Annotated in this window: 19 protein-coding genes and 2 tRNA genes; 8 read left to right on the plus strand and 13 right to left on the minus strand. The window is 70.3% G+C overall.

Features of this window, described 5'->3' with window-relative positions; genetic code table 11:
* Positions 1-119: 119 nt before the first annotated feature.
* Positions 120-196 (minus strand) — tRNA-Asp (locus tag ACOFKS_RS05730).
* Between the two features lie 31 nt (positions 197-227).
* Complete coding sequence (locus ACOFKS_RS05735) at positions 228-1,436, minus strand: AI-2E family transporter (protein ID WP_419808283.1); 1,209 nt, start codon at positions 1,434-1,436, stop codon at positions 228-230.
* Between the two features lie 64 nt (positions 1,437-1,500).
* On the opposite strand from ACOFKS_RS05735, the gene ACOFKS_RS05740 reads away from it, so the two are divergent.
* Positions 1,501-2,958: an FGGY family carbohydrate kinase gene (locus ACOFKS_RS05740; protein ID WP_419808284.1), complete on the plus strand. Its 1,458-nt coding sequence runs from the start codon at positions 1,501-1,503 to the stop codon at positions 2,956-2,958.
* A 7-nt stretch (positions 2,959-2,965) separates the two neighbouring features.
* Here ACOFKS_RS05740 and ACOFKS_RS05745 read toward each other — a convergent pair whose 3' ends face one another.
* The 9 genes from ACOFKS_RS05745 to pnuC form a co-directional block, all read right to left on the minus strand.
* Complete coding sequence (locus ACOFKS_RS05745; protein WP_419808285.1) at positions 2,966-3,478, minus strand: hypothetical protein; 513 nt, start codon at positions 3,476-3,478, stop codon at positions 2,966-2,968.
* Between the two features lie 45 nt (positions 3,479-3,523).
* The gene (locus ACOFKS_RS05750; RefSeq protein WP_419808286.1) at positions 3,524-4,126 is read right to left on the minus strand and encodes an ATP-binding cassette domain-containing protein; all 603 of its coding nucleotides are present in this window, start codon (positions 4,124-4,126) and stop codon (positions 3,524-3,526) included.
* Positions 4,116-4,802, minus strand: coding sequence for a molybdate ABC transporter permease subunit (gene modB / locus ACOFKS_RS05755; protein ID WP_419808287.1), 687 nt, complete (start codon positions 4,800-4,802; stop codon positions 4,116-4,118). Before modB ends, ACOFKS_RS05750 begins: the two co-directional genes overlap by 11 nt.
* A gap of 39 nt (positions 4,803-4,841) precedes the next feature.
* Complete coding sequence (gene modA, locus ACOFKS_RS05760) at positions 4,842-5,579, minus strand: molybdate ABC transporter substrate-binding protein (protein WP_419808288.1); 738 nt, start codon at positions 5,577-5,579, stop codon at positions 4,842-4,844.
* A gap of 106 nt (positions 5,580-5,685) precedes the next feature.
* Positions 5,686-5,937 carry a hypothetical protein gene (locus tag ACOFKS_RS05765; protein ID WP_419808289.1) on the minus strand — a complete coding sequence of 84 codons (252 nt, stop codon included), beginning with the start codon at positions 5,935-5,937 and terminating at the stop codon, positions 5,686-5,688.
* Positions 5,938-6,340: 403 nt separating this feature from the next.
* Positions 6,341-6,901 carry a YkgJ family cysteine cluster protein gene (locus ACOFKS_RS05770; protein WP_419808290.1) on the minus strand — a complete coding sequence of 187 codons (561 nt, stop codon included), beginning with the start codon at positions 6,899-6,901 and terminating at the stop codon, positions 6,341-6,343.
* Positions 6,902-6,922: 21 nt separating this feature from the next.
* Complete coding sequence (gene lepA / locus ACOFKS_RS05775; protein ID WP_419808291.1) at positions 6,923-8,734, minus strand: translation elongation factor 4; 1,812 nt, start codon at positions 8,732-8,734, stop codon at positions 6,923-6,925.
* Between the two features lie 35 nt (positions 8,735-8,769).
* Positions 8,770-9,294 carry an AAA family ATPase gene (locus tag ACOFKS_RS05780; RefSeq protein WP_419808292.1) on the minus strand — a complete coding sequence of 175 codons (525 nt, stop codon included), beginning with the start codon at positions 9,292-9,294 and terminating at the stop codon, positions 8,770-8,772.
* Between the two features lie 31 nt (positions 9,295-9,325).
* A complete protein-coding gene (pnuC, locus tag ACOFKS_RS05785; RefSeq protein ID WP_419808293.1) occupies positions 9,326-9,916 on the minus strand; it encodes a nicotinamide riboside transporter PnuC in 591 nt (196 codons plus the stop codon).
* A gap of 77 nt (positions 9,917-9,993) precedes the next feature.
* Between pnuC and ACOFKS_RS05790 the strand changes: the two genes are divergently transcribed.
* From ACOFKS_RS05790 to ACOFKS_RS05815, 6 genes are all read left to right on the plus strand, one after another.
* A complete protein-coding gene (locus ACOFKS_RS05790; RefSeq protein ID WP_419808294.1) occupies positions 9,994-11,307 on the plus strand; it encodes an FAD-dependent oxidoreductase in 1,314 nt (437 codons plus the stop codon).
* 48 nt (positions 11,308-11,355) lie between these two features.
* Positions 11,356-11,432, plus strand: a tRNA-Pro gene (locus ACOFKS_RS05795).
* A gap of 209 nt (positions 11,433-11,641) precedes the next feature.
* On the plus strand, positions 11,642-12,340 hold the full coding sequence (locus ACOFKS_RS05800; RefSeq protein WP_419808295.1) for an SDR family NAD(P)-dependent oxidoreductase: 699 nt from the start codon (positions 11,642-11,644) through the stop codon (positions 12,338-12,340).
* A gap of 100 nt (positions 12,341-12,440) precedes the next feature.
* Complete coding sequence (locus ACOFKS_RS05805; protein WP_419808296.1) at positions 12,441-12,749, plus strand: hypothetical protein; 309 nt, start codon at positions 12,441-12,443, stop codon at positions 12,747-12,749.
* A gap of 110 nt (positions 12,750-12,859) precedes the next feature.
* Positions 12,860-15,670 carry a DNA gyrase subunit A gene (gyrA, locus tag ACOFKS_RS05810; protein ID WP_419808297.1) on the plus strand — a complete coding sequence of 937 codons (2,811 nt, stop codon included), beginning with the start codon at positions 12,860-12,862 and terminating at the stop codon, positions 15,668-15,670.
* Entirely contained in the window at positions 15,667-16,011 is a 345-nt protein-coding gene (locus ACOFKS_RS05815) for a DUF952 domain-containing protein (protein WP_419808298.1), read from the plus strand. Before gyrA ends, ACOFKS_RS05815 begins: the two co-directional genes overlap by 4 nt.
* A 121-nt stretch (positions 16,012-16,132) precedes the next feature.
* On the opposite strand, the gene ACOFKS_RS05820 is transcribed toward ACOFKS_RS05815, so the two are convergent.
* The gene (locus ACOFKS_RS05820; RefSeq protein WP_419808299.1) at positions 16,133-16,564 is read right to left on the minus strand and encodes a DUF488 family protein; all 432 of its coding nucleotides are present in this window, start codon (positions 16,562-16,564) and stop codon (positions 16,133-16,135) included.
* Positions 16,565-16,744: 180 nt separating this feature from the next.
* On the opposite strand from ACOFKS_RS05820, the gene trmFO reads away from it, so the two are divergent.
* Positions 16,745-18,076 (plus strand): methylenetetrahydrofolate--tRNA-(uracil(54)-C(5))-methyltransferase (FADH(2)-oxidizing) TrmFO, encoded by a 1,332-nt coding sequence (gene trmFO / locus ACOFKS_RS05825; protein ID WP_419808300.1) that lies wholly within the window; start codon positions 16,745-16,747, stop codon positions 18,074-18,076.
* A gap of 6 nt (positions 18,077-18,082) precedes the next feature.
* Here trmFO and ACOFKS_RS05830 read toward each other — a convergent pair whose 3' ends face one another.
* Complete coding sequence (locus ACOFKS_RS05830; protein ID WP_419808301.1) at positions 18,083-18,571, minus strand: EF-hand domain-containing protein; 489 nt, start codon at positions 18,569-18,571, stop codon at positions 18,083-18,085.
* Positions 18,572-18,586 lie beyond the last annotated feature (15 nt).

Raw genomic sequence — 18,586 nt, forward strand, 5'->3', positions numbered from 1 at the left:
ACGACCCGCGCACGAACAACGTCCCGGCTCGACCAACCCTAAAGACAGCCGCTCGTCACGCATCCGTCCGTCGATCCCTTCGACGAACCCGTTCTGCATCTGTCGACGACGCTGCGCGGTGGCGCGAGTGACGGGGCTCGAACCCGCGACCTCCGGCGTGACAGGCCGGCGCTCTAACCAACTGAGCTACACCCGCTTATACCGTCGGCACAGCGTGAGGCGCGGCGTTAGGCGGCGGTCCCATCGCTGTCAACGCTCTGATCGCGCCCCAGCCGCCACCGCCGCTTGCCCCGCTCCGTCCTGACCAGCGCGCCATGCTCGAACAGAAACCCCGCGATGTCGGGCTTGCCCGCCGCGCCCAGCACCGTCTGCAGGATGATGAGCAGCGGCACCGCCAGCAACGCGCCCGCCGTCCCCCACACCCAGCCCCAGAAACTCAGCGAGATCAGGATCATCAGCGGGCTGATGGTCAGCCGGTGACCGACGATGAACGGCGTGATCGCGTTCGCCTCCACCAGGTGGCAGCCGATCATGATCGCCGGCGCCACCATCGCCGTGCCGACGTCGGCAAAGGTCATCAACCCGCCGATCGCCAGCAACAGCGCCGCCACGACCGGCCCGAAATAGGGCACGTAGTTGAGCAGCGCGACGATGCCGCCCCACATCAGCGGCGACGGCATGCCGAGCAGATACATCGCGAACGCGACGATCCCACCCAGCGTCAGGTTGATGACCGTGATCGTGCCCAGATACGCCGACACGTCGTCGACCACGTCCTGGATCACCCGCGCGGTCGCCATCGCGCCGTCGAAGCTGGCGCGCTCGGTGATCGTGCGGCGTCGCATCCCGCTCCAGCCGGACAGGAAGAAATAGACGATCAGGATCGCAAACAGGATCTGGACGATCACCGCCGGCGCGCTGGTGGCGGCGAGTTCCAGCACCGACGACGGCGGCGCCACGGCGGCGGTCCGGGCCTGACGCACCGGGGTCGATGCGACCTGGGTGAAGAAGCGGTTCACCGACCGCTCCAGCGACGAATAGAGGTCGAGCAGCGGCTGGAGGTTGTGCTGGATGCGGCTGACCCGCGTCGGCAGTTGCTGGAAGAAATCGGTCGCCGGCACCACGATCGCCGCGACCGCGACGTTGGCGACGATCAGGAACAGCAATACGCAGATCAGCGCGGCGAGCGGCGACGGCACGCGATGCCGCTCCAGCCATTCCAGCAACGGCACCAGCGCCACCGCAACCACCAGCGCCGCCGTCAGCGGCATGAAGAACTCGGCCCCGGCCTGCAACGCGAACGGCAGCCCGACCACCAGCCCCAGACCCGCGATCAGCGTCAACGCCGCCAGCAACCGATCGCGACGCTCGGCGACCAGCGGCGGGTCGTCCGTCGCGGAGACGATCGGTTGCGTGGGGGTGCCCAGGTCTGCCACGGCCGAGCCGTAGCGCGTTTCCACCCCACTTGTCAGCCATGCCCGACGCCGCCATCCCGTTTCCATGACCGACTATCTGCTCGTCATCGACGAGGGCACCACGTCCACCCGCGCGATGCTCTTCACCCCCGACGGCCAGTGCGTCGCCAGCGAGGCCGCGCCGCTGACGCAGAACTACCCCCGCCCCGGCTGGGTCGAACACGACGCGGCGGAAATCTGGCGCAAGTCGCTGCGCGTCGCGGGCGCGATGGTGGCGCAGGCGGGCGGGCCACGACGCATCGCCGCGATCGGCATCACCAACCAGCGCGAGACGGTGGTGTTCTGGGACAAGACCACCGGCGAGCCGCTCGCGCCCGCGATCGTCTGGCAGGACCGTCGCACCGCCGACCGCTGCGCCGAGCTGCGCGATGCCGGGCACGAGGCCATGGTGCAGGAACGGACGGGCCTGCTGCTCGACCCTTATTTCTCCGGCTCGAAGATCGGCTGGGCGATGCGCGAGTGGCCCGAACTCGCCGCCGCCGGCGACCGGCTGGCGGTCGGCACCATCGACAGCTGGCTGGCGTGGAAGCTGACCGGCGCCCACGTCACGGACGCGACCAACGCCAGCCGCACCGCGCTGATGGCGCTAGGCGGCGGCTGGGACGACGCGCTCATCGAGCTATTCGGCGCCCCGCGCGCGGCGCTGCCCGAGATCGTCGATTGTGCGGGAGCGATCGGCGAGACGACGCTGTTCGGCGGCCGCATCCCCGTCACCGGCATGGCCGGCGATCAGCAGGCCGCCGCGATCGGCCAGGCGTGCCTGTCGCCCGGCGAGACCAAGGCGACGTTCGGCACCGGCGCGTTCATCCTCACCCACACCGGCGACACCCCGCCGACCTCGGCCAATCGCCTGCTCGCCACCGTCGCATGGCAGCTCGGCGGCAACCGTGCCTATGCGCTGGAGGGCTCGGTCTTCGTCGCCGGCAGCCTGATCCAGTGGCTCCGCGATTCGCTCGGTCTGATCGCCTCTGCCGACGAGACCGCGGCGCTGGCGGCGAGCGTGCCCGACACCGGCGGCGTCTATCTCGTCCCCGCGCTGTCGGGTCTGGGTGCCCCGTGGTGGCGGCCCGACGCGCGCGCGACGCTGACCGGCATGAGCTTCTCGACGGGCAAGGCACACCTCGTCCGCGCCGCGCTGGAGGCGATGGCCTATCAGGCGCACGACCTGAAGGAGGCGTTCGCGGCCGACGGCGCCGACTGGGCGACGCTCCGCATCGACGGCGGCATGGTCGCCAACGACTGGCTGGCGCAGGACCTCGCCGACATGCTCGCCGTCCCCGTCGAACGCCCCCGCTTTGCCGAGACCACAGCGCTGGGGGCCGCGATGCTGGCCGGCGTCGGCGCGGAGCTGTTCGCCGATCTGAAGGAGGCGAGCGTGATGCGCGGCGAAGTGGAGTGTTTCGAGGCCGACCTGGCGGACGACATTCGCGCTCGGCGTCTGGCCGGGTGGAACAAGGCGGTGGCGGGCGTCGTCGCCGGATAACGGATCGTCAACCGGAGCGCGCTACCCCAACGGCGTGAACGCGATAACGTCCAACGAAGCGGCGACCCCGCCCGTCGCGCTCCTGCCCGCCGCGCTGTTCGTCGAGGCGACCAAGCGCGTCAACGCTTGGCGCGGGCAGTGCCAGGACAGCTTCGCCCGCGCAGAGGCCGCGGTGACCGATACCCTCGTCGCGCTGGCGGCAGTACCCATTCGGGGCGACCTCGTTACGCTGCCGCATCTCATCGGCCAGCGATACGAGGCACTTAGCTCCGCACTGATCGTCGGCGGTCCCTTCGACGACGAGGGCGCTGCCTCCCGCGCGACGTTGGAACGGTTTCGCGAGTACGACCGGCTTCGGACGACGCTGTGTCACGGTGTCGGCAAGGTGTCGCTGGACGCGCGAGGCCGTTGGACACTGATCCTGCGCGTCCTCACTCTGCGCGGCGGCAAACTCTGCCACGACAGCAAGGCGCTCGACGAAGCCGAGGCCGAACAGGTCCGCGACGATCTTGCCGCACATCGCGGCAACTGTGCTCCCATCTCGGCCACGTCAGGTACCGGCTGGTCAAGTAACCGCGACCCGCACCACCTCGCCGATCCGCGCTGCCTCCGCCTCGTCGTGCGTCACCATCAGCACCGGCACTCCCGCCGCATCGCGCGCGCGTTCGACCGCGCGCAACACCTCCTCGCGCCGCGCCGCGTCCAGCGACACGGTCGGCTCGTCGAGCAGCAGGAACGCGGGGCCCATCAACAACGCCCGCCCGATCGCCACCCGCCGCGCCTCGCCCCCCGACAGCGTCCCCGGCCGCCGATCGAGCAACGCCGTCAGGTCCAGCATCGCCGCCGTCTCCGCCAGCGCCGCGTCGTCCGCCGCGCCATAGAGCAGGTTCGCCCGCACGCTCAGATGCGGGAACAGCCGCGTGTCCTGGAACACGACTCCCGCGCGCCGCCGCTCGACCGGCACAACGACACCGTCATCGAACAGCGTCGTCCCCCCGACCCGCACATGCCCCGCGATCGGGCGTATCAGTCCCGCGATCGCGAGCAGTACGCTGGTCTTGCCCGCCCCCGACGGCCCGACCAGCACCGTCGCGCGCGCCTCGCTCCGGAACGCACATGCGATCGCCCGCTCCCCACGCGCGACCCGGACATCGACGTCAAAGGACATGCGCGTGCCCGTTGGCGCCGTGGCCCATCCGCCGCGCCAGCAGCTCCGACGCCAGCAACGCCGCCAGGCTCAGCGCCACCGCCACCGCCGTCAGCCGCCACGCCAGCGCCTCGCCATCAGGCCGCTGCAACGCCGCATAGATCGCCAGCGGTAGCGTCTCGGTCTCGCCCGGCACGCTCGATACGAAGGTGATCGTGGCGCCGAACTCGCCGATCCCCCGCGCGAAGCCCAGCACTGCACCCGCCAGCACCCCCGGCATCGCCAGCGGCAGCGTCACCGTGCGGAACACCCGCCGGCGCCCCGCGCCCAGCGTCCGCGCCGCCTCCTCCAGCCGCGGATCGACCGCCTCCAGCGACAGGCGGATCGCCCGCACCATCAGCGGCAGCCCCATTACCCCCGCCGCGATCGCCGCCCCCGTCCACCGGAACAGCACCGTCACCCCAAACCAGCCATCGAGCACCCGCCCGACCGGCCCGGCCGGTGCGAAGATCATCAGCAACAGCCACCCCGTCACCACCGGCGGCACCACCAGCGGCAGGTGGACGATCCCGTCGAGCAGCAGCTTTCCCGGAAACCGCCCCCGCACCAAGGCCCATGCCAGCGCGAACGCGATCGGCAACGTGACCAGCATCGCGACGATGCCGACCTTGAGCGTGAGGAGGATGATTTCAGTCACTCCCGCTCCCCCAAAGGGGAGAGGCAGGTCCGGCCACCCTCACCGGGTAAACCCGTATCGCACGAAGACCGCCCGTCCCGGCGCCGACAGCAACCACCGCCTGAACCCCTCCGCCTCGGGACTGCGCGACCCGTTCAGCCGCGCCACCGGATACCGGATCGGCGGATGCGAATCCGCCGGAAACACGCCCGCCACCCGCACCCGCGCGGACGCGCGCGCGTCGGTCGCATAGACGATTCCGAACGGTGCCGCACCGCGCTCCACCAGCGCCAGCGCCGCGCGGACGTTCTCCGCCCGCACCACATGCGGCGCCACCGCCGCCCACGCGCCCATCCGTTCCAGCGCCGCCTGCCCGTACCGCCCCGCCGGCACCGCGCCCGGATCGGCCATCGCCACCGGCCCCGCCGCCAGCAGCCGCCCCAGCGTCGCCCGCGTCAGCCGCCCGCGCCAGCGCAGCGGCGCCACCACCACCAGCCGGTTGCCGACCAGATCCGCCCGCGACCCCGCCGCCAGCAACCCGGCGCGGTCGAGCACGTCCATCCACTCCTCGTCCGCGCTCACGAACAGATCGGCGGGTGCCCCGGCCTGCACCTGCCGCGCCAGCGCCGACGACGCCGCGAACGACAGCACCGGCCGCGCATGCCCCGCCCGCGCCCAACGATCGGCCGCCTCGGTCATCGCCTCCTGCAAGCTCGACGCGGCCAGCACGGTCGGCCCGCGCGGCTGCGCGACGGCGGGAGTGGCGAACAGGGCGAGGATCAGCAGCAACAGGCGCATGCCCCCTCCTACCCGCTCCTCGCTCGGGTGCGAAGAAGCACGATGCCGATCCGTCCCGCCACCGCAGCAACGACGATCACGACCAATAACCGACCGGCCGCGCCGCCTACCGGCCGTTGCGCCTGTCGTCCAAATCGCAGGTCGTACGCTGCTCGCCGCAGATGCCCGCGAACCACGCCTCTCCCGTGCGCGGCCCACGCGCGGGCGGTCGCGGCAGGCTGTACCGGACCTTGGCCCAGACCCCGGCGCAGTCCGTGATGCCGAGCACCACGCCACGATCCGACAGCCAGTCCTCGCCGATGTTGAGCAGAACGGCGCCGTTCGCCGCCGGCGCCGCGCGCCCGATCGATGACTGCACCGCGACACGCACCCGCGATACATGAACCCAGCCGGCCCCGGCGAAGGTGGCGCGGCGCGGCAGGTCCGACGGTCGTCACGCATCGCTCGCACCGCGGATGTGCAACCAGCCGGCGCTGGCCCCGACAATGGCGAACCCCGGCCCGTAATCGCCATCGTCGCTGACGACGAACGGCGGCAGCTTCCCCACCACCGCGGCGCCCGCCGACGGCCCGCCCGCACGTTCAGCCCGCCGCGATTACGATCGATCGACCAGCCTTGAATCGCGCATTCTTGGCGACTCACAGCGCGTCCCGGTGCGGCGGCGCTGCCATCTGGAAGAGCGATCAGGGCGAGGATCAGGAGCAACAGGCGCATGGCCCATGCTACCCCTTCCTCCCTCGGGCGCGAAGCGGCAACGACCGTCACGGCCCCGGCACGAAGGCGCGATAGCGCTCACGCCACGCGGCGACCTCTTCCCGAAGATGCGCAGGCGCCGGGTCACCGGAGATGACGAGGTCCGCGACGTCGTTGGCGGGATGCATCAGCATCTTCTCCGACCCATCGCTGAACCACACCGGGACCAGCCGATCGCAGAGCGCGTCGAGGACCGCCGCCGCCATCCCGCTGGCGATCGCGTCGCTGCCGGGGAGCAGGCGGACGTTGACCGACACGCCTTCGAGGCAATTGCGCGGTTGCCGCTCAAAATTGAGCGAGACGAGCAGGCCGGAGCGATCGGGGCGTGCCGCGTCCGGCATCGTCGCGACCCGTCGCCACGCGCAGAACCAGGTCCGGCAGATAACCGGGCGCACCGCGTGGATGCCGCACCCGTGAGCGGTCAGATGCACGCACGCCACGCCCGCCGGCTTCTTCAACGCCGGCGTGTCGACGTGAAGAACGGTGCAGCACACGGTGCAGTCGCCGCACGCGCGATCGGCGAGCACCGGCCCCAGCAAGTCGGTTTCGAGGTCGGGCTCGGTCGTCACGGCGCGGGCGCCGCTTGGCCCCTACCCCTCATCCCCCATCCGCAACGCTGCGATGAACGCCTCCTGCGGGATGCTGACGCTGCCATATTCGCGCATCTTCAGCTTGCCCTTCTTCTGCTTGTCCAACAGCTTGCGCTTGCGCGTCGCGTCGCCGCCGTAACATTTGGCGGTCACGTCCTTCCGCATCGCGCTGATCGTCTCGCGCGCGATCACCTTGCCGCCGATCGCCGCCTGGATCGGGATCTTGAACAGATGCCGCGGGATCAGCTCCTTCAGCCGCTCGACCATCCCGCGCCCGCGAAGCTCGGCGGTGCCGCGATGGACGATCATGCTCAGCGCGTCGACCGGCTCTTCGTTGACCAGGATGCTCATCTTGACCAGATCGCCCTCGCGATAGCCGATCTGCGTATAGTCGAAGCTGGCATAGCCCTTCGACAGCGACTTCAACCGGTCGTAGAAGTCGAACACCACCTCGTTGAGCGGCAGTTCGTACGTCGCCTGCGCGCGGCCGCCGACATAGGTCAGGTTCTTCTGGATGCCGCGCCGGTCCTGGCACAGCTTCAGGATCGAGCCGAGATACTCGTCGGGGACATAGATCGTCGCCTGGATCCACGGCTCGGCGATGCGCTCGATGCGGTTGGGATCGGGCATGTCGGCAGGATTATGCAGCTCGATCTGGCCGCCGCCATGCGTCAGCTCGATCTCGTAGACGACGCTGGGCGCGGTGGTGATGAGGTCCAGATCATATTCGCGCGTCAGCCGCTCCTGGATGATCTCCAGATGCAGCAGCCCCAGGAACCCGCAGCGGAAGCCGAACCCGAGCGCGGCGCTGGTCTCCGTCTCGAACGAGAAGCTGGCGTCGTTCAGCCGCAACTTCGAGATCGACTCGCGCAGCTTCTCGAAGTCGTTGGCGTCGACCGGGAACAGCCCGCAGAAGACGACCGGCTGGACCTCTTTGAACCCCGGCAGCGCCGCCGCCGCCGGCCGCTTCGCGTCGGTCAGCGTATCGCCGACGCGCGCCTGCGCCACATCCTTGATCTGCGCGGTAATGAAGCCGATCTCGCCCGGCCCCAGCTCGGTCAGCTGCTCGATCTTGGGCCGGAAACAGCCGACCCGGTCGATCAGGTGCGTCGTGCCCGCCTGCATGAACGCGACCTGCTGACCCTTCTTCAGCACCCCGTCGATGACACGGATCAGGATCATCACGCCCAGATACGGGTCGTACCAGCTGTCGACCAGCATCGCCTTTAAAGGCGCATCGCGGTCGCCCTTGGGCGGCGGGATGCGGGTGACCACCGCCTCCAGGATGTCGGCGATGCCGATCCCCGACTTGGCGCTGGCGAGCACGGCGCCGGACGCATCGATCCCGATCACGTCCTCGATCTCCGCGCGCACCTTTTCGGGCTCGGCGGCGGGCAGGTCGATCTTGTTGATGACCGGCACGATCTCGTGGTCGTGCTCGATCGACTGATAGACGTTGGCGAGCGTCTGCGCCTCCACCCCCTGCGCCGCGTCCACGACCAGCAGCGCGCCCTCGCACGCGGCCAGGCTGCGCGACACCTCATAGGCGAAGTCGACATGCCCCGGCGTGTCCATCAGGTTCAATTCATAGGTCACGCCGTCCTTGGCCTTGTAGTCCAGCCGGACGGTCTGCGCCTTGATCGTGATCCCGCGCTCGCGCTCGATATCCATGTTGTCGAGCACCTGCTCGCTCATCTCGCGGTCGGTGAGCCCCCCGGTCGCCTGGATCAGCCGGTCGGCGAGCGTCGACTTGCCATGATCGATATGCGCGATGATGGAGAAGTTGCGGATGGTGTCGAGCGCGGTGGTCATGTCGGCCGCGCCCTAGCAGGCCCGCAGGCGGACGGCTACGCTTGCGCGGCCGCGCCCTCGATCGCCGCCAGCGCGTTGAGGTAACGCCGTGAGCCCTCGCCGCTCACCAGCGCCCAGCGGACGCCCCGCCGCTCCAGCTCGAGCTTCGACAGGTCGAAGAAGCGTTGCCGCGCCGCCTCGCTGCCGAACATGCGGGTGCCATCGTCCACCCACGGCAGGTCGACGTCGAACAGCAGGTACAGGTCGGCGGTGTTCTGCCAGCGATCGAACCAGGGATCGCGCTTGCCGAACAGCATGTCGGCCCACACCGCCGTCATCAGCGGGTCGGTATCGAGGATCACCGGCGTCCGCCCGGTCGCCAGCGCGGCCTGCGTCTTGGCGTCGTGCGCGTGCCCGATCATGATGAGGTCCGCCATCGTCAGGTCGGTTCCGAACGCCTCGCAATAGGTCCGCCCGAACTCCGCCACGCACTGCCCGTCGAAATGCGCGGCCAGCCGGGGCGCCATCGTCGACTTGCCGGTGGACTCGGGGCCATGCAGGCAGATCGTGCGAACCTTCATGGCCATCGCCGATAGCGGAAACGCGCTGCGATCAAAGCCCTGCGGTCGCGACGCGCCGGCGCGATGCCCGCCACCAGTCGACCAGCCCCCACGTCGCCAGCATCGTCAGCACCACATACAGCGCGGTGAACGCCGTCAGCCCCTTCGCCGCGTAGAGCGCGGTGGCGTTGACGTCGACCACCACCCACAGCACCCAGTTCTCGGCGAAGCGGCGGCTCATCAACAGCTGCGCCGCGACGCTGAGCATCAAATTGGCCGCATCCCACCAAGGCAGCGCCGCCGCCGTATAGGCGTGCATCAACGCGCCCCAGCCCGCCGTCGCGCCCGCGATGACGACGATCGTGAGCAGCCGCTGCGGCCAGCTCAGCCAGACGACGCCGACGCCGCCGTCCGCCTCGCGATGGCGCGACCACACCCACCAGCCGTAGAACTGGACGAGGAAGAAGAAGAGCTGGAGCAGCACGTCGCTGAACAGCCGCTCGCGCCAGAAGACGACCGCCGACACCGCCACCGCCGCCAGGCCGAACGGATAGTTCCACAGCGACCGGCGCACCACGAGCCACACGTTGACCAGCGTCAGTGCCGAAGCGAGGAGGTCGATCGGGCCCATGCGCGGTGCCATCCGTAGCCGCCCTTGCCCCGCGACGCCAAGCCGCTACGCTCTGCCGTGACGGGGCTCGGCAAGGACGGGAGAGACGCATGCGGCACGTCGCGGTGATCGGGTCGGGGCCGGCGGGCTATTACACGGCGGAAGGCTGCGTGAAGCAGTTCGCCGGGCCGGACGGCGGTGGCGTCCGCGTCGACATCATCGACCGGCTGCCCGTCCCCTACGGCCTGATCCGCACCGGCGTCGCGCCCGACCACCAATCGATCAAGGCGGTGGCGCGCCGCTATGAAGCCACCGCGCTCAGCGACCACGTCCGCTTCGTCGGCAACGTCACGATCGGCACCGACGTCAGCATCGCCGAGCTGCTCGACCTCTACGACGCCGTCGTGCTCGCGACCGGCGCGCCCGCCGATCGGCCGCTCGGCGTGCCCGGTGACGACCTGCCCGGCGTGATCGGCTCGGCGGCGTTCGTCGGCTGGTATAACGGCCATCCCGATTTCGCCGACCTCCATCCGCCGCTGGACGGCCCGGCGGTGGTGGTCGGCGCCGGCAACGTCGCGCTCGACGTCGCGCGCATTCTCGCCAAGACGGGCGACGAGTTCGCCGGGTCGGACATCGTCAACCACGCCCTCGACCATCTCGACACCGGCCAGCACGAGCGGGTGACGATCCTGGCGCGGCGCGGCCCGCATCAGATCGCGATGACGCCCAAGGAACTGGGCGAGCTGGGCCATCTGTCGCGCGCCGTGCCGGTCGTCGATCCGGCCGACCTGCCCCCGATCGACGCCGACGCGGCGCTCGATCCGGGGCTACGCAAGTCGGTCGCGCACCTGCGCGGCTTCGCGGGCGTGCCGGCGGACAAGCCGATCACCGTCGCCTTCGACTTCTATGCCATGCCCGTCGCCATCGAAGGGGCCGGCCATGTCGAGCGGGTGATCGTCGAGCGCACCGCCGTCGACGCGGACGGCCGCGCGACCGGCACCGGCGAGACCTATGCCATCCCCGCGCGGCTCGTCGTCAGCTGTATCGGCTATCGCACCCCGCCGATCGAGGGCGTGCCCTATGACGCGCGGCTCGGCCGGTTCGCCAACGACGAAGGCCGGATCGCACCGGGCCTCTACGCGGTCGGCTGGGCCAGACGCGGACCGACCGGCACCATCGGCACCAACCGTCCCGACGGCTTCCTGATCGCCGACCATATCGCCGCAGACACGAGCGACAGCGACAAGGCCGGGCGGGCGGGGCTCGACCGGCTGCTGGCGGAGCGCGGCGTCGAAGTAGTCACCTTCCGCGACTGGCAGCGGATCGAACAGGCTGAAATCGCCGCCGCCCGCACCGGCGCGCCGCGCGAAAAGTTCGTCGCGGTCGGCGAGATGCTGGCCGCCAAGGCGCGCGCGGCACTTTAGTCTTGAATGCGCCGGGCCACGCGGCTAGGCGGCGCACCTGCAATGTGTCGGGGCGTGGCGCAGTCTGGTAGCGCACTGGTCTCGGGGTCCAGGGGTCGTAGGTTCGAATCCTATCGCCCCGACCATTGCGGCGAAGCCGGCACGGTTGCAGCGACGCTGCAAACGAGACCGGCAAGCCCGGCCGGCGAGGCGGCAAAGCCGAACTCGTCCGACGTCACGGCGCGGCTTAGCCGCGACGCCCCTTTACCTTCCCCACCTCCTTCCCCATCCGAAGCATCGGCGCGACCCCGCCCCTGCCCGTTGCACTCCACCCCAACCCAGCTAAGCGACCCCGATGGCACAGGAAACAACCGGCCCCGCCGTCGTGATCGGTGCCTCGGGCGGCATCGGCGCCGCACTGGTGGCGGCGCTCGCCGAAGAAGGCGTCACGGTGCGCGGCTTCGCCCGGTCGTTCGCGGGCGCCGACCGGCTCGAGCTGACCGATGAGGACAGCATCGCCGCCGCCGCCGCGAGCCTCACCGCGCCACCGCAACTGGTGATCGTCGCGACCGGGCTGCTGCATGAGGGCGCCCACACGCCGGAGAAGAGCCTGGCCGCGCTAGATCCCGCGTGGCTGGCGCGCCAATATGCCGTCAACGCGATCGGCCCGGCGCTGGTCGCCAAGCACTTCCTGCCCACACAGCCCCGCACCGGCCGCACGCTGTTCGCGGTGCTGTCCGCGCGTGTCGCCAGCATCGGCGACAACCGGCTCGGCGGCTGGTACGGCTATCGCGCGTCGAAGGCCGCGCTCAACCAGTTCGTCCGCACGCTGTCGATCGAGCAGCGCCGCCGCAACGACCGCTCGATCGTCGTCGCGGTCCACCCCGGCACCGTCGACACCGCGCTCTCGCGTCCGTTCCAGGGCAACGTCGCCGCCGATCAGCTCTTCGCGCCCGACCGCGCCGCGGTGCAGCTGCTCGACGTCCTCGACGGCCTGCGCCCGGTCGACAGCGGCAGGCTGTTCGACTGGGAGGGGACGGAGATCGCGCCGTGACCGACATGACCAAAGTTTAATCCGCCGACCACGCGCCCGCCACTCGCCGCCCGCTAGACCCCGATCACCGCATGGAGCGGCAACGATTGGGAGACCGCTGATGACCTCGCTCACACGCCTGATGCTGCTCGCCGGCGCGACGCTCGCGGCGCCCGCCATGGCGCAGACGCCCGCGGCCCACCCGGCGACCACCCATGCCGCCGCGACCACCCGTCCGGCCGCGACGCACACGGCAACGACAACGCGTCCGGCCGCGGCGCACATGGCCACGACCACGTCCACCACAACGCGTCGCCCGGCGGCCCCGGCGGGTCGGATGGTCACGGCCAAGCTCGCCAACGGCAAGTCGGTGACCTACAACTGCTCGCTCGCCGGCAACGCCAACAAGACCGCCTGCAAGCGCGGCTGACGACCGCGTCGGCAGGCGAGGTCACGCGCGCGTCTCCCCTACGCGCGCGTGACTTCGGCGGCGTCAGCGACTACATCGTCCCTGATCCGTAACGAACCGAAAGCTTTGCCTTGGCCGACGAGACCCTGCTCGCCGAACCGTCCGACATTTCGCCCATCTCGATCGTCGACGAGATGCGGTCGAGCTATCTCGACTACGCCATGTCCGTCATCGTCGCGCGCGCGCTGCCCGACGTCCGCGACGGGCTGAAGCCGGTTCATCGCCGCATCCTCTTCTCCGCCCAGGAGTCCGGCTTCGTCGCGGGCCGCCCGTATCGCAAGTCCGCGCGGCTGGTCGGCGACGTCATGGGTAAATACCACCCGCACGGCGACAGCTCGATCTACGAGGCGCTGGTCCGCATGTCGCAGGACTGGTCGATGCGCGTGCCGCTGGTCGACGGTCAGGGCAATTTCGGCTCGATGGACCCCGACAAGGCGGCGGCGATGCGCTACACCGAGTCGCGCCTCGCCAAGGTCGCCAACGCGCTGCTGGAGGATCTCGACAAGGACACCGTCGATTTCCAGCCCAATTACGACGGCTCCGAACGCGAGCCGTCCGTGCTGCCGGCGCGCTTCCCCAACCTGCTCGTCAACGGCGCCGGCGGCATCGCGGTCGGCATGGCGACCAACATCCCGCCGCACAATCTGGGCGAGATCATCGACGCCTGCCTCGCCTGGATAGAGAATGGCGCGATCACCACCGAGGAGCTGATGGAGATCGTGCCGGGGCCGGACTTTCCGACCGGCGCGATCATCCTCGGCCGTGCGGGCACGCGCTCGGCCTACGAGACCGGGCGCGGCTCGATCATCGTTCGCTCGCGCTACGAGGTCGAGGAGGGGCGCGGCGACAGGCGCACCATCGTCCTCACCGAAATCCCCTTCCAGCAGGGCAAGAACGCGCTGGTCGAAAAGATCGCCGAAGCCGCGAAGGACAAGCGCGTCGAGGGCATCAGCGACGTCCGCGACCTGTCGAACCGCGAAGGCGTGCGGATCGTCATCGACCTGAAGCGCGAGGCGTCGGTCGACGTCGTGCTCAACCAGTTGTGGCGTCACACCCCCGCACAGGGCTCGTTCCCCGCCAACATGCTCGCGATCCGCGGCGGCCGGCCCGAGCTGCTCAACCTGCGCGACATCATTTCCGCCTTCGTCAAGTTCCGCGAGGAGGTCATCACGCGGCGCTCGAAGTTCGAGCTCGCCCGTGCCCGCGAGCGCGCCCACATCCTGCTCGGGCTGGTGATCGCGGTCACCAACCTCGACGAGGTCGTCCGCATGATCCGCGGCTCGTCCTCGCCCGCCGAGGCGCGCGACAAGCTGCTCGCCCGCGAGTGGCCGATCGAGGAAATCCGCTCCTACATCGCGCTGGTCGAGGCGATCGAGCCGCAGGCGGACGCCGACACCTATCGCCTGTCGGACCTGCAGGTGAAGGCGATCCTGGAGCTGCGCCTCAACCGCCTGACCGCGCTCGGCCGCGAGGAGATCGGCGAGGAGCTGCAGAAGCTCGCCGGCTCGATCGCCGAGCTGCTCCACATCCTCGCCGATCGCGGCCGCCTCTACGAGGTGCTGCGCGAGGAGCTGCACGCCGTCCGCGCCGAGTTCGCGACGCCGCGCCGCACCGAGATCGCGGCGGCGGGCAGCGACATCGACGACGAGGACCTGATCGAGCGCGAGGACATGGTCGTCACCGTCACGGTTGAGGGCTATATCAAGCGCACGCCGCTCGACACCTTCCGCGCGCAGCGTCGCGGCGGCAAGGGCCGCGCCGGCATGGCGACCAAGGACGAGGACGCGATCACGTCCCTGTTCGTGACGTCGACGCACACGCCGGTCCTGTTCTTCTCCACCGCCGGCAAAGCCTATCGCCTCAAGGTCTGGCGCCTGCCGGAGGGCGGGCCGACGACGCGCGGGCGACCGATGGTCAACCTGTTGCCGCTCGGGCCGGGCGAAACCATCTCCACCGTGCTGCCGCTGCCGGAGGACGAGGCGAAGTGGAGCGACCTCCACGTCATGTTCGCGACCGCCAACGGCATCGTGCGGCGCAACGCGATGGACGCCTTCGCCAACGTGCCCCGCGCGGGCAAGCTGGCGATGCGCTTCGCGGACGAGGACGGCAACGGCGAGCCCGACGACCGGCTGATCGGCGTGTCGCTGCTGACGCCCGGCGACGACGTGCTGCTCGCCACCCGTCAGGGCCGCGCGATCCGCTTCGCCGCCACCGACGTGCGCGAGTTCCTCAGCCGCACCGCCGCCGGCGTCCGTGGCGTCCGCCTCGCGCCCGGCGACGAGGTCATCTCGCTGTCGATCCTGCGCGCCTTCAAAACCGATACGGAGGAACGCGAGGCCTATCTGCGCGCCGCCCCATGGAAGGAGGGCGACCGCGAGATCACCCTCTCCGCCGATCGCATGGCCGAGTTCGAGGCGGCGGAGGAGTTCATCCTCACCGTCACCGCCAACGGCTACGGCAAGCGCACCAGCGCCTTCGAGTATCGCCGCACCAATCGCGGTGGTCAGGGCATCACCAACATCGTCACCTCCGATCGCAATGGTCCCGTGGTCTCCAGCTTCCCGGCGCATTCGGGCGAGCAGCTGATGCTCGTCACCGATCAGGCCAAGCTGATCCGCATGTCGGTCGGCGACACCCGCGTCACCGGCCGCAACACGCAAGGGGTGCGTCTGTTCAACGTCGCCGACAACGAGCACGTCGTCTCCGCCGCGCGCATCGACGAGGAGCAGGAGGAGCCGGCGACCGAGGCCGAGGCGCTGATCGCGGCGGAGCTGAGCGGCACCGACGCGCCGGCGGGCGACCTGACGCTCGACGACGGCACCGGCCCGCAGACGATGGACGAGCGCGTCGAGGAAGACGATCCGGACGGAGACGACGCATGAGGGACACCGCCGCGTTCAAGGTGCTGACCGGCGCCGACCTCGCCGAGCTGGAGGGCGGCAGCTTCGCCGGTTCCGCCGACGACCGGCGCGACGGCTACATCCACCTCTCCACCGCCACGCAGCTCACCGCCACCGTCGACAAGCATTACGCCGACGGTGGCGATCTCCACGTCGCCGAGGTCGACCTGGAGGCGCTCGGCGAGGCGATCCGCTGGGAACCGTCACGCGGGGGCGAGGACTTCCCCCACCTCTACGGCTCCCTGCCGCTCGACACGGTCGTCGCCTACTCCCCGCTGGAACGCGACGACGATGGTCAGGTTAAGCTCCCCGTCACCGGCTAAATCCTCCCCGGCACGGGGAGGTGGCGCGCGGCGCGGCCGCGTGACGGAGGGGGCGACCCGCAGGCGAGCCCCTATCGGCGACTCCCTCCACCATCCGCGACCCACCTCCCCGTCGGAAGCATCAAGCCACCAGATCCACCACCTCGCACCCCGCCCCTACCGCCGCCAGCAACAGCGTCCGGTGACAGTGACAAGGGTCGCGCTCGAAGCACAACAGCGCGCTCGGCACCGCGCGCGCCAGATCCAGCATCACCGCCGCCTGCGCCTGCGCCTCGGGCAGCTCCAGCTGCCCGGCATAGACCGAGCGCAGCGTCGCGACATCCCCCTTCTTCGCCGCGTCGCGCCCCGGCTTGGGCGTGCCCAGCGCCTTGAGGTGGACATAGCCGATCCCCGCCTCCGCCAGCCCCGCCGCCAGCGACGTCTTCGAAAACCCCGGCCGCCGCGACAGCGGCAGCGCCCGCACGTCGATCACGCGGTCCACCCCCGCCGCGGTCAGCGCCGCGATCACCTCGGCGACCGTCGCGCCTTCATAGCCGATCGTGAAGATCCTCATCCGCACCACTCCATCACCATCGCCGCCCGAACCGCCCGACCACCCCGTCAACCCGCGCCGGGAACCCGATCGGGCGACTGAACGCTGTCCTATACGTCCGTCGCCCGGTATCGAACCCGCACTACCCGTTTCCCGTCGCGATCCACCCAGCCGCGCCGACCTGTTTTGGTGTTACCTTTGATGAACTTCGATCACGACATCCACATCGTCGGCGGCGGCCTCGCAGGGTCCGAGGCCGCGTGGCAGCTTGCCGAGGCAGGCTATCGCGTCCGCCTGTCGGAGATGCGCGGGTCCGGCGTCTCGACCCCGGCGCACCACACCGACAGCCTCGCCGAGCTGGTCTGTTCCAACAGCTTCCGCTCCGACGACGCGGACAGCAACGCGGTCGGGCTGATCCATCAGGAAATGCGCGCGCTCGGCTCGCTCATCATGCGCGAGGGCGACCGCCACCGCGTCCCCGCCGGCTCCGCGCTTGCCGTCGATCGCGAAGGCTTCGCCGCCGCCGTCACCGCCGCGCTCGACGCGCATCCCAAGGTCGACCTCGTCCGCGAACGGATCGACACGCTCCCCGACGGCCCCGCCATCGTCGCCACCGGCCCGCTCACCGCGCCGCTGTTGGCCGATGCCATCGCGGCGGCGACCGGCAAGGACGCGCTCGCCTTCTTCGATGCGATCGCCCCGGTCGTCCACGGCGACTCGATCGACATGGACGTCGCATGGATGGCCGCGCGCTGGGACAAGGGCGGCGCCGACTACATCAACTGCCCGCTCGACCGCGAGCAATACGCCGCCTTCCACGCCGGACTGCTCGCGGGCGACAAGACCGAGTATCGCGAGTGGGAAAACGTCCCCTATTTCGAGGCGTGCATGCCGATCGAGGTCGCGGCAGAGCGCGGCGTCGACACGTTGCGCTACGGCCCGATGAAGCCCGTCGGGCTCGACAACCCCCGCACCGGCCGCTGGCCGCATGCCGTCGTCCAGCTGCGGCAGGACAATGCGCTGGGCACGCTGTGGAACATCGTGGGTTTCCAGACCAAGCTCAAACATGCCGAGCAGGTCCGCCTGTTCCGCACCATCCCCGGTCTGGAGAATGCGGAGTTCGCGCGGCTGGGCGGGCTCCACCGCAACACCTTCATCCGCTCGCCCGAGCTGCTCGACGCCGAGCTGCGGTTGACGTCGCGCCCGAACATCCGCTTCGCCGGTCAGATCACCGGCTGCGAGGGCTATATCGAGAGCGCCGCGATCGGGCTGCTGGCGGGTCGCTTCGCCGCCGCCGAGCTGGCCGGCGGCACGCTGGCCCCGCCGCCGCCGGCAACCGCGCTCGGCGCGCTGCTCGGCCACATCACCGGCGCGGCGGTGGCGGAGACCTATCAGCCGATGAACGTCAATTTCGGCCTCTTCCCGCCGATCGAGGGTCGCACCAAAAAGGCTGACCGCAAGAAGATGTACACCGACCGTGCGCGGATCGCGCTCGGCGAGTGGATGCACGCCTCGTCACCGGCGCCAGGCTGACGAGGCTCAGCCGTCGTCCTGCTCAGCCGGTGCCTGCCGGGTCGCCGGCGGACAGTTCACCGGCCGCCTCATCCGCGTCTGCCTCACCGTCCGAGTCGTCGAGAACTCGGCCGCGTTCATCGCGCCGGACCGGTCGCGATCGGCGGCGGCGAACTTGCCGGTCGCCTTGACCGCCCACTCGTCGAACGACAGCCGCCCGTCACCGTCGCGGTCCAGCTTGGCGAACGCCTTGCGCCGCGCCGCCAGATACTCGTCGCGCGTGATCCGCCCGTCGCGATCCTTGTCGTAACGCCCGAACCGCCGCTCCTCGCGCGTCCGCGCCGTCGCGGCGGGCACCGTATCGGGCAGCTCCTGCACCTCGCCGCCGCCCCTCTCGACCGGCTGCGCGGGCGCGGCGGGCAGCAGGTGCTGTTGCGAGGCATGGCCGCTAAAGATCATCACCCCCGCACCCGCCAGCGCCAATGCCGCCCCCGCGCCCGCCAGATACCGCCACATCGTCGTTCCCCCTGA

It is taken from the genome of Sphingomonas sp. (assembly GCF_965200135.1).
In the GTDB taxonomy this organism is placed as follows: domain Bacteria; phylum Pseudomonadota; class Alphaproteobacteria; order Sphingomonadales; family Sphingomonadaceae; genus Sphingomonas.

What these genes read in the sequence shown, in the direction of transcription:
- trmFO (WP_419808300.1), top strand. Translation starts at nt 16,745, where the DNA reads ATGAACTTCGATCACGACATCCACATCGTCGGCGGCGGCCTCGCAGGG.
- ACOFKS_RS05815 (WP_419808298.1), top strand. Translation starts at nt 15,667, where the DNA reads ATGAGGGACACCGCCGCGTTCAAGGTGCTGACCGGCGCCGACCTCGCC.
- ACOFKS_RS05805 (WP_419808296.1), top strand. Translation starts at nt 12,441, where the DNA reads ATGACCTCGCTCACACGCCTGATGCTGCTCGCCGGCGCGACGCTCGCG.
- lepA (WP_419808291.1), bottom strand. Translation starts at nt 8,734, where the DNA reads ATGACCACCGCGCTCGACACCATCCGCAACTTCTCCATCATCGCGCAT.
- ACOFKS_RS05820 (WP_419808299.1), bottom strand. Translation starts at nt 16,564, where the DNA reads ATGAGGATCTTCACGATCGGCTATGAAGGCGCGACGGTCGCCGAGGTG.
- modA (WP_419808288.1), bottom strand. Translation starts at nt 5,579, where the DNA reads ATGCGCCTGTTGCTGCTGATCCTCGCCCTGTTCGCCACTCCCGCCGTC.
- ACOFKS_RS05750 (WP_419808286.1), bottom strand. Translation starts at nt 4,126, where the DNA reads ATGTCCTTTGACGTCGATGTCCGGGTCGCGCGTGGGGAGCGGGCGATC.
- ACOFKS_RS05830 (WP_419808301.1), bottom strand. Translation starts at nt 18,571, where the DNA reads ATGTGGCGGTATCTGGCGGGCGCGGGGGCGGCATTGGCGCTGGCGGGT.
- ACOFKS_RS05745 (WP_419808285.1), bottom strand. Translation starts at nt 3,478, where the DNA reads ATGTGCGGCAAGATCGTCGCGGACCTGTTCGGCCTCGGCTTCGTCGAG.
- ACOFKS_RS05790 (WP_419808294.1), top strand. Translation starts at nt 9,994, where the DNA reads ATGCGGCACGTCGCGGTGATCGGGTCGGGGCCGGCGGGCTATTACACG.
- ACOFKS_RS05800 (WP_419808295.1), top strand. Translation starts at nt 11,642, where the DNA reads ATGGCACAGGAAACAACCGGCCCCGCCGTCGTGATCGGTGCCTCGGGC.
- pnuC (WP_419808293.1), bottom strand. Translation starts at nt 9,916, where the DNA reads ATGGCACCGCGCATGGGCCCGATCGACCTCCTCGCTTCGGCACTGACG.
- ACOFKS_RS05740 (WP_419808284.1), top strand. Translation starts at nt 1,501, where the DNA reads ATGACCGACTATCTGCTCGTCATCGACGAGGGCACCACGTCCACCCGC.
- ACOFKS_RS05780 (WP_419808292.1), bottom strand. Translation starts at nt 9,294, where the DNA reads ATGAAGGTTCGCACGATCTGCCTGCATGGCCCCGAGTCCACCGGCAAG.